At 63.3% G+C, this 11,684-nt stretch carries 13 protein-coding genes; 11 read left to right on the top strand and 2 right to left on the bottom strand.

The window, feature by feature from the left end; all coding sequences use genetic code 11:
- Positions 1-105: 105 nt before the first annotated feature.
- From kdsD to KFO72_RS17375, 11 genes are all read left to right on the top strand, one after another.
- A complete protein-coding gene (gene kdsD / locus KFO72_RS17425) occupies positions 106-1,089 on the top strand; it encodes an arabinose 5-phosphate isomerase KdsD (RefSeq protein WP_054929661.1) in 984 nt (327 codons plus the stop codon).
- On the top strand, positions 1,089-1,649 hold the full coding sequence (locus tag KFO72_RS17420; RefSeq protein ID WP_054929660.1) for a KdsC family phosphatase: 561 nt from the start codon (positions 1,089-1,091) through the stop codon (positions 1,647-1,649). The genes kdsD and KFO72_RS17420 overlap by 1 nt, the downstream gene beginning before the upstream one ends.
- Positions 1,646-2,251, top strand: a complete 606-nt coding sequence (gene lptC / locus KFO72_RS17415) for an LPS export ABC transporter periplasmic protein LptC (protein WP_054929659.1) — start codon at positions 1,646-1,648, stop codon at positions 2,249-2,251. Before KFO72_RS17420 ends, lptC begins: the two co-directional genes overlap by 4 nt.
- Before the next feature lie 21 nt (positions 2,252-2,272).
- A complete protein-coding gene (gene lptA, locus KFO72_RS17410) occupies positions 2,273-2,950 on the top strand; it encodes a lipopolysaccharide transport periplasmic protein LptA (protein WP_054929658.1) in 678 nt (225 codons plus the stop codon).
- Positions 2,947-3,729: an LPS export ABC transporter ATP-binding protein gene (gene lptB, locus KFO72_RS17405; protein WP_035986723.1), complete on the top strand. Its 783-nt coding sequence runs from the start codon at positions 2,947-2,949 to the stop codon at positions 3,727-3,729. Before lptA ends, lptB begins: the two co-directional genes overlap by 4 nt.
- A gap of 240 nt (positions 3,730-3,969) precedes the next feature.
- Entirely contained in the window at positions 3,970-5,490 is a 1,521-nt protein-coding gene (locus KFO72_RS17400) for an RNA polymerase factor sigma-54 (RefSeq protein ID WP_054929657.1), read from the top strand.
- A gap of 175 nt (positions 5,491-5,665) precedes the next feature.
- A complete protein-coding gene (gene hpf, locus KFO72_RS17395; RefSeq protein WP_012399744.1) occupies positions 5,666-6,025 on the top strand; it encodes a ribosome hibernation-promoting factor, HPF/YfiA family in 360 nt (119 codons plus the stop codon).
- 299 nt (positions 6,026-6,324) lie between these two features.
- Positions 6,325-6,840, top strand: a complete 516-nt coding sequence (locus KFO72_RS17390; protein WP_028365018.1) for a PTS sugar transporter subunit IIA — start codon at positions 6,325-6,327, stop codon at positions 6,838-6,840.
- 233 nt (positions 6,841-7,073) lie between these two features.
- On the top strand, positions 7,074-8,042 hold the full coding sequence (hprK, locus tag KFO72_RS17385; RefSeq protein WP_007579699.1) for an HPr(Ser) kinase/phosphatase: 969 nt from the start codon (positions 7,074-7,076) through the stop codon (positions 8,040-8,042).
- Between the two features lie 77 nt (positions 8,043-8,119).
- The gene (gene rapZ, locus KFO72_RS17380) at positions 8,120-9,013 is read left to right on the top strand and encodes an RNase adapter RapZ (RefSeq protein ID WP_060599302.1); all 894 of its coding nucleotides are present in this window, start codon (positions 8,120-8,122) and stop codon (positions 9,011-9,013) included.
- A 64-nt stretch (positions 9,014-9,077) separates the two neighbouring features.
- A complete protein-coding gene (locus tag KFO72_RS17375; RefSeq protein WP_054929655.1) occupies positions 9,078-9,713 on the top strand; it encodes an LON peptidase substrate-binding domain-containing protein in 636 nt (211 codons plus the stop codon).
- Positions 9,714-9,722: 9 nt separating this feature from the next.
- Here KFO72_RS17375 and mutY read toward each other — a convergent pair whose 3' ends face one another.
- A complete protein-coding gene (mutY, locus tag KFO72_RS17370) occupies positions 9,723-10,826 on the bottom strand; it encodes an A/G-specific adenine glycosylase (protein WP_107200753.1) in 1,104 nt (367 codons plus the stop codon).
- Between the two features lie 7 nt (positions 10,827-10,833).
- Positions 10,834-11,664, bottom strand: coding sequence for a bifunctional DNA-formamidopyrimidine glycosylase/DNA-(apurinic or apyrimidinic site) lyase (gene mutM / locus KFO72_RS17365; RefSeq protein WP_054929654.1), 831 nt, complete (start codon positions 11,662-11,664; stop codon positions 10,834-10,836).
- Positions 11,665-11,684: the final 20 nt, after the last annotated feature.

Raw genomic sequence — 11,684 nt, 5'->3', positions numbered from 1 at the left:
GCCACGCGCAAACGCCCGCGCAGCAAGGTTCAGGGGCCCGTGAAGGCAATGTCCGGAAAGGTCGTTCCCGGCGCGGCGAACAAGCGCCTTTGCTATACTCCCCGGATGATAGCGAAAATCAATGGCGACCGGGCACTTGCGCTCGCTCGCGACGTGCTGGACATCGAAGCAGAAGCCGTGCGCTCGCTTCGCGATCATCTCGACGATGCGTTCCTCGAAGCAATCGACTTCATTCTCGGCTGCCGCGGGCGTGTGGTCGTGTCCGGCATCGGCAAATCCGGTCATATCGCGCGCAAGCTCGCAGCGACGCTCGCGAGCACGGGCACGCCCGCGTTCTTCGTGCATCCCGCGGAAGCCAGCCACGGCGATCTCGGCATGGTGACGGCCGACGACGTCTTCATCGGCATGTCGAATTCCGGCGAATCGGAGGAACTGGTTGCGATCCTGCCGCTCGTCAAGCGCCTCGGCGCGAAGATGATCGCGATGACGGGCCGCCCCGGTTCGAGCCTCGCCACGATCGCCGACGTGCATCTGTACTGCGGCGTCGAAAAGGAAGCGTGCCCGATGAATCTCGCGCCGACGGCCAGCACCACGGCTGCGCTCGCGCTCGGCGATGCGCTCGCCGTTGCCGTGCTCGAAGCGCGCGGCTTCGGCGCCGACGATTTCGCGCGCTCACATCCCGGCGGCGCGCTGGGCCGGCGTCTGCTCACCTACGTGCGCGACGTGATGCGCACGGGCGACCAGGTGCCGAAGGTGCTGTCGGACGCGACCGTACGCGACGCGCTGTTCCAGCTGACGGCCAAGCGCATGGGCATGACGGCCATCGTCGACGAAAACGAGCGCGTCAAAGGCATTTTCACCGACGGCGATCTGCGCCGCGTGCTCGAGCGCGACGGCGATTTCCGCGCGCTGTCAATCAGCTCCGTGATGACGCACGGCCCGCGCACGATCGGTCCCGACCGGCTCGCGGTCGAAGCCGTGGAACTGATGGAGCGCCACCGGATCAATCAGATGCTCGTCGTCGATGAAGCAGGCAAGCTGATCGGCGCACTCAACATGCACGATCTGTTTTCGAAGAAGGTGATCTGATGGCCACCGCCCTGACCGCAGCCGAACGCGCAAGCCGCGTGAAGTTGATGATTTTCGACGTCGATGGCGTGCTCACCGACGGCAGCCTGCTGTTTACGGCCGAAGGCGACACGATGAAGGCCTTCAACTCGATGGACGGTCACGGCGCCAAGCTGCTGCGCGAGGCAGGCATCGACACGGCGATCATCACGGGGCGCAAGTCGGGCATCGTCGAAAAGCGCGCGGAAAATCTGCGCATCACGCATGTGTATCAGGGCGTCGAGCACAAGCTCGCGGCATTTGAAGCGTTGCTGAAGGAAACGGGCCGCACGCCGGAAGAATGCGGCTACATGGGCGACGACTGGGTCGATCTCGCCGTGATGCTGAAAGTCGGCTTCGCGGCCGCACCGGCAAACTCGCATCCCGAAGTGATCGCCCGTGCGCACTGGGTCAGCGAAGCGCGCGGCGGCCACGGCGCGGTGCGCGAAGTGTGCGACGCGCTGCTGCGCGCGCAAGGCCGCTATGACGCGCTGCTCGCCGCCGCATGCAGCGGCGAGGTGCAGCGAGGCCTTGTCGGATGAACCAGTTTCGCTGGACCTCGCTGATCCCGCTCGTCGCGATGGCGGCGCTCGCCGGCGTCACGTACTGGCTGCTGCAGGCTACGCTGCCGCGCCAGGACGAAGGCGTGGTCAGGCCGAAACAGCACACGCCGGACTATTTCGCGGATAACTTTTCGATATCCGAACTCGACCAGTCGGGCGCAACGCAATACCGCCTCACCGCGTCGAAGCTCGTCCACTACGAAGATAACGAAGTGAGCGACCTCACCATGCCCGCCATTCGTGCGTTCCAGCCGGGCAAACCCGTCGTCACGGCGACGGGCGACCGGGGCACGGTGAACGGCGACGCGTCGATCGTCGATCTGTACGACAACGCGCGTATCGTGCGCGACGCGGGTTTTGGCGACCCGAGAATGCAGGCCGATTCCTCGCATTTCCGCGTGCTCGTGAACGACGATGTGATCGAGACGGAAAAGCCGGTTAAACTTCAGCGCGGCCAGTCGATCATGACGGCCAGCGGTATGAACTACAACAATGTCACCCGGGTCATCCAGCTATTCGGCAACGTGCGTGGCGCCATCGCCCCCGTCGACTCCGGCAGTTCCCAGAAGCAACCCGGGTAAATCCAATTCCAGCGTGACTGCATGAACGAATCGTTCCCCCGTTTTGAGTCCGGCCGCATGCGCGCGTTTCGCACGAGCCGCGCCGGGCTTGCGGCACTGTTGATCGCCTTGCCGCTTGCCGGTATTGCGCCGCTCGCGCACGCCGAACGTGCCGACAAGGACAAACCGCTCAATATCGAAGCGGACAACATGACGTATGACGACCTCAAACAGGTCAACATCTTCACCGGCCACGTGGTCGCGACCAAAGGCACGATCGTGATCAAGGCGGACCGCGTCGAAGTGACGCAGGACCCGCAGGGCTATCAATATGCAACGGGCACGTCGACGGGCAAGAACCTCGCGTACTTTCGCCAGAAGCGCGACGGCGTCGATGAATACATCGACGGTGATGCCGAACGCATCGACTACGACGGCAAGCAGGACCTCACCACGCTGACGACGCGCGCAACCGTGCGCCGCCTGCAAGGTCTGAACACGATCATGGACGAAGTGCACGGCAGCGTCATCACGTACGACGGCCAGAACGACTTCTACACGGCGAAGGCCGGCAAGGACGTCGCAGGTCCGGGCAATCCGAACGGCCGTGTGCGCGCCATGCTGTCGCCGCGCAACGGCGGCGCCCAGCCGATCACCGGGCCGTCCACCACACTACAACCGACCAACCAGTTCCAGGGACAAGGATCGACGAAGCCGTGAGCGCCCCCGCCCTTCCCAACCGAAAGCCGGCGGGCACCAGCAGTTCGCTCGTCGTCCGCAATCTGAAGAAGCGCTATGGTTCGCGCACGGTCGTCAAGGACGTCTCGCTCGACGTGAAGAGCGGCGAAGTGGTCGGCCTGCTCGGCCCGAACGGCGCCGGCAAGACCACGTCGTTCTACATGATCGTCGGCCTGGTGCCGCTCGACGCCGGCGAGATCGATCTCGACGGCAAGTCGATCAGCCTTCTGCCCATTCACAAGCGCGCGTCGCTCGGCCTGTCGTATCTGCCGCAGGAAGCGTCCGTGTTCCGCAAGCTCTCCGTCGAGGAAAACATCCGCGCGGTGCTGGAGCTGCAGGTCGGCGAGGACGGCAAGCGTCTGTCGAAGGACGCGATCGCGTCGCGCACGGAAGCGCTGCTCGACGAACTGCAGATTGCGCACTTGCGGGAGAACCCGGCGCTGTCGCTGTCGGGCGGCGAGCGCCGCCGCGTCGAGATCGCGCGCGCCCTTGCGACCAATCCGAGCTTCATCCTGCTCGACGAACCGTTCGCGGGCGTCGACCCCATTGCGGTGCTGGAAATTCAGAAGATCGTGAAGTTCCTGAAGCAGCGCAACATCGGCGTGCTCATCACCGATCACAACGTCCGCGAGACACTCGGTATCTGCGATCACGCATATATCATCAGCGACGGTAGCGTGCTCGCAGCCGGCGCGCCCGGCGACATCATTGAAAACGAGAGCGTGCGCCGCGTCTATCTGGGCGAACACTTCCGCATGTAACGCCCGCAAGCGGCTCGTGCACGCCGCTTGCAGCGCCCTCACGGCCTGATCCCAGGCCGTTTCATAACACGGGTTCAGTAATTTTGACGGGCTACGCTGGCGCGTTGTCGCTTACGTAGTTGCGCGCGGTTTGCGCGCGTTATCGGCCGTCCGCGCCAAAATCTGGGACACGCGCGTTTTTGCGGGTGTCGCAAGGTATCGCGGTCGTGGCAAACTCTCTACAATGAATCACACATTGCCATGAAAGCCAGCCTCCAACTTCGCCTGTCGCAGCATCTTGCGCTGACACCACAACTGCAACAGTCCATCCGGCTGCTGCAGCTGTCTACGCTCGAACTGCAACAGGAAGTGTCGATGGCGATCGCCCAGAATCCGTTGCTCGAAACGGAGGACGACTGGATCGCGAGTCCGTTGCGCGTCGCCGCCGACGGCACTGTCATCGCGCAGACCTCGCAGAACACGTCGCCGGAAGAGATGTCGGGCGCGCCGCCGTCCTCGTCGTCGTCGACGTCCTCCGGCGAAAGCCAGGAAGGCGGCGAGCCACAGGGTGTGGACGAATACAACGGCATGGGTTCGGATGCGAACTCGGACGCCAACCAGTGGAATCTCGACGACTACGGCCGTTCGGGCAACGCATCGGACGACGACGATCTGCCGCCGCTGCAAATCCACGAATCGACCACGACGCTGCGCGATCACCTGACTGCTCAACTTCGCGTAACGGGAGCAAGCGCGCGGGACCGCGCGCTCATCACGTTCCTGATCGAGTCGCTCGACGACGACGGCTATCTGACGGCCACCTTCGACGAAATCCTCGCCGATTTGCCGGAAGAACTCGAAGTCGATACCGACGAACTCAACGCGGCCCTCGCCTTGCTGCACAGCTTCGACCCAGCGGGGGTCGGCGCGCGTTCGGCGTCGGAATGCCTGCGTTTGCAGTTGGGCCGGCTCGAGCCGTCGCCCACGCGCACGCTCGCGCTCGACATCGTCGCGCATCACCTGGAACTGCTCGCCGCACGCGACTTCACGCGACTGCGCAAATACCTGAAGGCAAGCGACGACGATCTGCGCGAAGCGCATGCGCTGATCCGCTCGCTGGAGCCGTTCCCCGGTGCGGCCTACGGCAAGGCCGAAGCGGACTACGTCGTGCCCGACATCATGGTGCGCAAAACGGCACAGGGATGGCAGGCCGAACTGAATCCGGAAGTCGTGCCGAAACTGCGTATCAACCATCTGTACGCGAATATCCTGCGCAACAATCGAGGCGATCCGGGCAGCGGTTCGCTGCGGCAGCAACTGCAGGAAGCGCGTTGGCTGATCAAGAATATCCAGCAGCGCTTCGAGACGATCCTGCGTGTCGCACAGGCAATTGTGGAGCGTCAAAAGAACTTTTTCGCCCACGGCGAAATTGCCATGCGCCCCTTGGTTTTGCGGGAAATAGCTGATACGCTGGGTTTACACGAGTCGACGGTCTCGCGTGTGACAACCGGCAAGTACATGCTCACCCCATTCGGGACGCTTGAATTTAAGTACTTCTTCGGATCGCACGTGTCCACCGACACGGGGGGCGCGGCCTCTTCAACGGCCATTCGCGCACTCATCAAGCAACTGATAGGAGCGGAAGACACCAAATCTCCTCTTTCAGACAGCCGCATTGCCGAACTGCTGGCGGAACAGGGTTTCGTCGTCGCTCGCCGTACCGTTGCGAAATACCGCGAAGCACTGAAAATCCCGGCAGTCAATCTGCGCAAGTCTCTTTAGCCCGCTACCTCCTGTGGCGGGTATTTTCCGGCCGCGCCGCTGTTTGGCGGAGCAGGCTGGCCGATGCGACCTGCCAGCAGCCTGTCAAACGGGGGACGGCGTGGCAGATCGAGGGAATCGACCGGCGCTCGCGCGATTCATGCGGACCAGGCGGCCACTAGCTTGGAGAAGCACTATGAATCTGAAGATCAGTGGACACCATCTCGATGTAACGCCAGCGTTGCGAGAATACGTGATCACCAAACTTGACAGGGTGCTAAGACATTTCGATCAGGTGATCGATGGCAGTGTGGTCCTCTCGGTCGACAACCACAAGGAAAAGGAAAAGAGGCAAAAGGTTGAAATCAACCTGCATCTGAAGGGCAAGGATATCTTCGTCGAAAGCTGTGATGGCGACCTCTACGCCGCGATCGACCTGATGATCGACAAGCTGGACCGGCAAGTCATTCGTCACAAGGATCGCCTGCAGGGCCATCAGCACGAGGCAATCAAGTATCAGCCACTGGCGGCACAACCCGAAGTGCCACCGCAATAAGCCAGTAGAGGCTTTTGCTTAGCCCCGCGAACCGCCCGATATCGGGCGGTTTTTGTTTGGGCGCATGTTGCTCGCGGCACGCGGTGTTGCATGCGCGTGGTTGGCAGTCCCGGACGATCCGCGGGGCACACCAATTTGAGTCATGGCGCGGCGCACCATCGGTAGCAACCCTGTTCTATAATAAATCGGTTACCTTCGGGGTCTTTGTCCAGCCCGAGCCCTGCACAAAGGGATCATTGCGGGTCTCAAGAGCAGGGCTCATCGCGCGTCGCTGGATTCGCCATGAGCAGCTGCGAGGCATGGAACGCTTTTCAAACGCCACAGCGAGGAGAATCCAGGCGACCTTTGCGCCTGTCAACATGAATCGTTTAGCCAAATATCTTCCCCTCGAAAACGTCGTCGTCGGTCTCGCGGTTACAAGCAAGAAACGCGTATTCGAGCAAGCGGGCCTGATCTTCGAAAACCAGAACGGCATCGCCCGCAGCACAGTGACTGACAATCTGTTCGCGCGCGAACGCCTCGGTTCAACGGGGCTCGGCGAAGGCGTGGCGATCCCGCACGGCCGCATCAAGGGCCTCAAGCAGCCGCTTGCCGCGTTCGTGCGGCTCGCCGATCCGATCCCGTTCGAATCGCCGGACGGCCAGCCCGTTTCGCTGCTCATCTTCCTGCTCGTCCCCGAACAGGCGACGCAGCAGCACCTTGAAATCCTGTCGGAGATCGCACAACTGTTGTCGGATCGCGAAGCGCGCGAACGGTTGCACACAGAAGAGGACCGCGAGGCGTTGCATCGCCTGCTGACTCAGTGGCAACCTTGACGTATTCGCGGCATTTCGCGGCTGAAATGCGCAGGAGCCACCAGCGCGTTTGATTCGAGGCTTGCGGCGAAGTCCGGCAAACCCGCATCGCCGCGAGCCGAACATGTTCCGTGCACGCCGTCGCAGCGCTGGCAACAGCGCACCGGCAACAGCCGACGCGCAGCAGGCGGGCGGCAGACCAGAACGCCAGCAGCACCCTAGCGGCACATACGAGGTCAGGGAGTCAGGGATTCATGGATACGTCCAGCATCAACGCCCAAAGCATTTTCGACGACAACGCCGCCGCGCTGAAACTCAGCTGGCTGACGGGGCATGAGGGCTGGGAGCGCGGCTTCTCGGCGGAAACGGTTGCGACTGCAACGTCCAGCGCCGACCTCGTCGGCCACCTTAACCTGATCCACCCGAACCGGATCCAGGTGCTCGGCGAAGCCGAAACCAACTACTACCAGCGTCAATCCGACGAAGACCGCTCGCGCCACATGGCCGAGCTGATCGCGCTCGAGCCGCCGTTCCTGGTTGTCGCGGGCGGCGTCGCCGCGCCGCCGGAACTGGTCCTGCGATGCACGCGCTCGTCGACGCCGCTGTTCACCACGCCGATGTCGCCCGCTGCGGTGATCGACAGTTTGCGGCTCTACATGTCGCGCATCCTTGCGCCGCGTGCAACGCTGCACGGCGTGTTTCTCGACATTCTCGGCATGGGCGTGCTGCTCACGGGCGACTCGGGCCTGGGCAAGAGCGAACTCGGCCTCGAACTGATCTCGCGCGGCCACGGTCTGGTCGCCGACGACGCCGTTGACTTCGTGCGCCTCGGCCCGGATTTCGTCGAAGGACGCTGCCCGCCGCTGCTGCAGAATCTGCTCGAAGTGCGCGGCCTCGGCCTGCTCGACATCAAGACGATCTTCGGTGAAACGGCCGTGCGCCGGAAAATGAAGCTGAAGCTGATCGTCCAGCTAGTACGCCGTCCGGACGGCGAATTCCAGCGCCTGCCGCTCGAGAGCCAGACCGTCGATGTGCTCGGCCTGCCCATCAGCAAGGTTACGATCCAGGTGGCGGCCGGCCGAAATCTCGCCGTGCTGGTCGAGGCGGCCGTACGCAACACGATCCTGCAACTGCGCGGTATCGACACGCTCCGCGACTTCATGGATCGTCAGCGCCTCGCCATGCAGGACCCCGACAGCCAGTTTCCCGGCAAGCTGATCTGACGTAATGGGCGCAAAGCCGCGGCGGCACAGCGGGTGACACCGGATGCTATGATGAACCCAACGGATTCCACGACTCCATGCGCATTATCCTGATCACCGGTATCTCCGGCTCCGGCAAGTCTGTCGCTTTGAACGCGCTCGAAGACGCGGGCTACTACTGCGTCGACAATTTGCCGCCGCGCTTTTTACCCGAACTCGCCGCGTACCTCGCGGGCGATGGCCAGGACCGGCTAGCGGTGGCGATCGACGCGCGCTCGGGCGCCTCGCTCGACGACATGCCGCAAATGATCCGCGATCTCGCCGGTCAGCACGATGTGCGCGTGCTGTTCCTGAACGCCAGCACGCAGGCACTGATCCAACGCTTTTCCGAAACACGCCGCCGCCATCCGCTGTCGGGGTCGCCCGCACACGATGCCGACGTCGGCGTATTGACGTCGCTTGCCGAAGCGATCGAGCGCGAGCGCGAACTGGTCGCGGGCCTCGCCGAATTCGGCCATCAGATCGATACCAGCAACTTGCGGGCAAACGTTTTACGCGCGTGGGTCAAGCGTTTCATCGAGCAGGAGCACACTGGGCTGGCGCTGATGTTCGAGTCGTTCGGCTTCAAGCGCGGCGTGCCGCTCGACGCCGACTTCGTGTTCGACGTGCGCACCCTGCCGAACCCTTACTACGACCGCGAACTGCGTCCGCTGACGGGACTCGACAAGCCTGTCATTGATTTCCTCGATGCACTGCCCGTCGTTCAACAGATGATCGGCGACATCGAGTCGTTTCTGCAGAAATGGCTGCCGCATTTCCGCGACGACAATCGCAGTTATCTCACCGTTGCAATCGGTTGTACGGGCGGACAGCACCGCTCGGTATTCATCGCCGAAACGCTTGCCGCGCGTTTCGCGAGCGAAGCAAACGTGTTAGTGCGGCATCGCGATGCGCCGATCAACGTCGACGACTCATCGAAACTGGTCGCCTGAGTTATCCGATGGTGGCCCGACCGGCCGTCGCTCGCAGCGGCGGCCCTAACCGAAGCGTTGCGCCATGTCCTCTACACCGTCCGTGCTTGCCGATGTGCCGCTGTTTCCTTTGCACACCGTCCTCTTTCCCGATGGACTGCTGCCGCTGAAGATCTTCGAGGCACGCTATCTCGACATGGCGCGCGACTGTCTGCGCGACCACACGTCGTTCGGCGTGTGTCTGCTGAAAAGCGGCGGCGAAGTCGCGCAGCCCGATGAGCCGTCCGTGCCGGAGAGCGTCGGTTGTCTCGCGGAAATCGACGTTTGCGATGTCGACGAGTTCGGCATGCTGCTGATTCGCGCGCGCGGCACCGAGCGTTTCCGGCTGCTGTCGCATCGCGTTGAATCAGGCGGGTTGCTGGTCGGGATGGCCGAGTTGATCGGCAGCGACGTCCCGCTCGAAGGCACCCATTACATGGAAAAGTTCGGCGCGTGCGCGGAAGTGCTCGAGCGCATCATCGCGACGATCCGCGAGCGCGACGCCGAGAGCCTGCCGTTCCTCGAGCCGTTCAGGCTCGACGATCCGACATGGGTGTCGAACCGCCTGTCCGAAGTGCTGCCTGTCGCGCTGAAGGCGCGGCAAAAGCTGATGGAACTGCAGGACGCCGGGGCACGGATCGACATCGTGCATCACTACATGCAGCAGCATCAGCTGCTGTAGCGCCGGCGTTCAGATCAGCGAGCCCTGCAGGGCTTCGAGCAGCTTGCGCACGGGCGCGGGCACGCCATACGCGTCCAGTTCGTTCAGCGAGATCCATACGGTGTCGGCGTCGCGCGCGCTCGCGACTGTCGCCGCATGGTCGAACTCCGCGATGCGCGGCTCGATGTCGAGCCTGAAGTGCGTGAACACATGCGTGAGCGGCGCGAGCGGCGACACGTCTGCTGTCGCGCCGAAGTCGCGCGCGAGTTGCACGAGCGCCGCTTCATCCGCTGCTTCCGGCAGGCTCCACAAGCCGCCCCAGATGCCCGACGGCGGGCGTTTTTCGAGCATCACCGTGTCGCCGTCGCGCAGCAGCAGCATCCACGTGCGGCGCGTCGGCACCGTTTTCTTCGGGCGCGCCGCCGGTAGTTCGCGCTGACGGCCCGTCACGTTCGCCACGCAATCGACCGCAAACGGACAGCGCACGCAATCTGGTTTGCCGCGCGCACACAGGGTCGCGCCGAAATCCATCAGCCCCTGCGTGTAGGCGCTGATGTCGTCGTCGGTCGCATTCACGGGCAGCAGCGACTCCGCCAGCAGCCACATCCCGTTCTCGACTTTCTTCTCGCCCGGAAAACCTTCGACGCCGAACACGCGCGCAAGCACGCGCTTCACGTTGCCGTCGAGAATCGTCGCGCGCGCGCCGAATGCGAACGATGCAATCGCGGCCGCTGTTGATCGTCCGATACCCGGCAACTCCGCCAGCGCTTCCACGCTCTCGGGAAACCGCCCGCCGTGCTGCTCGACGACGACCTGCGCGCAGCGATGCAGATTGCGCGCGCGCGTGTAGTAGCCAAGGCCGGCCCACAGCGTCATCACGTCGTCGGCGGGTGCGGCGGCGAGGGCGGCAACATCCGGAAAACGCGCGAGAAAGCGCGCGTAGTACGGGATCACCGTCGACACCTGCGTCTGCTGCAGCATGATTTCGGACAGCCAGATCCGATATGGATCGCGCGTGTTTTGCCACGGCAGGTCGTGACGGCCGTGTTCGCGCTGCCATGCGATCAGGCGCACAGAGAAATCGGACAGCGTTGGTATCCTGGGAAAAACAGTCGAGGAAGCGGGAACGGACATGAACGGATCAGCGTTGGCAGGTCGGACAGTAGTAAGTGGAGCGTTGCCCCTGCACGATCTGTTTGATCGGCGTGCCGCATACGCGGCATGGCAGACCCGCGCGATCATAGACGAAATAGTCGAGCTGGAAGTAGCCGCTTTCGCCGTTGCTGCCGACGAAGTCGCGCAACGTGCTGCCGCCCTTCTCGATCGCGGCGGCAAGCGTGATGCGCACGGCGTCTGCAAGCAGACCGTAACGAACGGACGAGATCCGGCCGGCGGCCGTGGTCGGCCGGATACCCGCGCGAAACAGGCTTTCAGATGCGTAAATGTTGCCCACGCCGACGACGATATCGCCCGCAAGCAGCGCCTGCTTCACCGAAATCTTCCGCCCGCGCGTCTTTCGATGCAGCAGCGCGCCGGAGAACGACGGTGCGAACGGCTCGACGCCCAGATCCGCCAGCAACGGATGTTCGAGAACGTCGCCTGCCGAGCGCGTGTGCCATAACACAGCGCCAAAGCGGCGCGGATCGCGGAAGCGCAAAATGAAGTCGTCGAACACCCAGTCGACATGATCGTGCTTCGCAGCGGCCGGCGGATGCGGCACGTTGCGCAGCACCCTGAGCGTCCCCGTCATGCCGAGATGCACGATGAACCAGCCTTCGTCGATCTCGAACAGCAGGTACTTGCCGCGCCGCGCTACCTTGTGGACCAGCCGGCCCTGCAGCAGACGTGCGAAACCTGGCGGAATCGGCCAGCGCAGTGCCGGCGTGCGCACGTCGACTCGCTTGACACGCTGTCCGGCTACATACGGCTCGATTCCGCGTCGGGTAACCTCGACTTCTGGTAACTCTGGCATGTGTTGAGACCTGATATCGC

Source organism: Paraburkholderia sp. XV, assembly GCF_020177535.1.
In the GTDB taxonomy this organism is placed as follows: Bacteria; Pseudomonadota; Gammaproteobacteria; order Burkholderiales; family Burkholderiaceae; genus Paraburkholderia; species Paraburkholderia caribensis.
Note: the sequence above shows the minus strand (reverse complement) of the source record. Positions and strands in the feature narration are given on the sequence as shown.

What these genes read in the sequence shown, in the direction of transcription:
- kdsD (WP_054929661.1), top strand. Translation starts at nt 106, where the DNA reads ATGATAGCGAAAATCAATGGCGACCGGGCACTTGCGCTCGCTCGCGAC.
- KFO72_RS17420 (WP_054929660.1), top strand. Translation starts at nt 1,089, where the DNA reads ATGGCCACCGCCCTGACCGCAGCCGAACGCGCAAGCCGCGTGAAGTTG.
- lptC (WP_054929659.1), top strand. Translation starts at nt 1,646, where the DNA reads ATGAACCAGTTTCGCTGGACCTCGCTGATCCCGCTCGTCGCGATGGCG.
- lptA (WP_054929658.1), top strand. Translation starts at nt 2,273, where the DNA reads ATGAACGAATCGTTCCCCCGTTTTGAGTCCGGCCGCATGCGCGCGTTT.
- KFO72_RS17400 (WP_054929657.1), top strand. Translation starts at nt 3,970, where the DNA reads ATGAAAGCCAGCCTCCAACTTCGCCTGTCGCAGCATCTTGCGCTGACA.
- hpf (WP_012399744.1), top strand. Translation starts at nt 5,666, where the DNA reads ATGAATCTGAAGATCAGTGGACACCATCTCGATGTAACGCCAGCGTTG.
- KFO72_RS17390 (WP_028365018.1), top strand. Translation starts at nt 6,325, where the DNA reads ATGGAACGCTTTTCAAACGCCACAGCGAGGAGAATCCAGGCGACCTTT.
- hprK (WP_007579699.1), top strand. Translation starts at nt 7,074, where the DNA reads ATGGATACGTCCAGCATCAACGCCCAAAGCATTTTCGACGACAACGCC.
- rapZ (WP_060599302.1), top strand. Translation starts at nt 8,120, where the DNA reads ATGCGCATTATCCTGATCACCGGTATCTCCGGCTCCGGCAAGTCTGTC.
- KFO72_RS17375 (WP_054929655.1), top strand. Translation starts at nt 9,078, where the DNA reads ATGTCCTCTACACCGTCCGTGCTTGCCGATGTGCCGCTGTTTCCTTTG.
- mutY (WP_107200753.1), bottom strand. Translation starts at nt 10,826, where the DNA reads ATGTCCGTTCCCGCTTCCTCGACTGTTTTTCCCAGGATACCAACGCTG.
- mutM (WP_054929654.1), bottom strand. Translation starts at nt 11,664, where the DNA reads ATGCCAGAGTTACCAGAAGTCGAGGTTACCCGACGCGGAATCGAGCCG.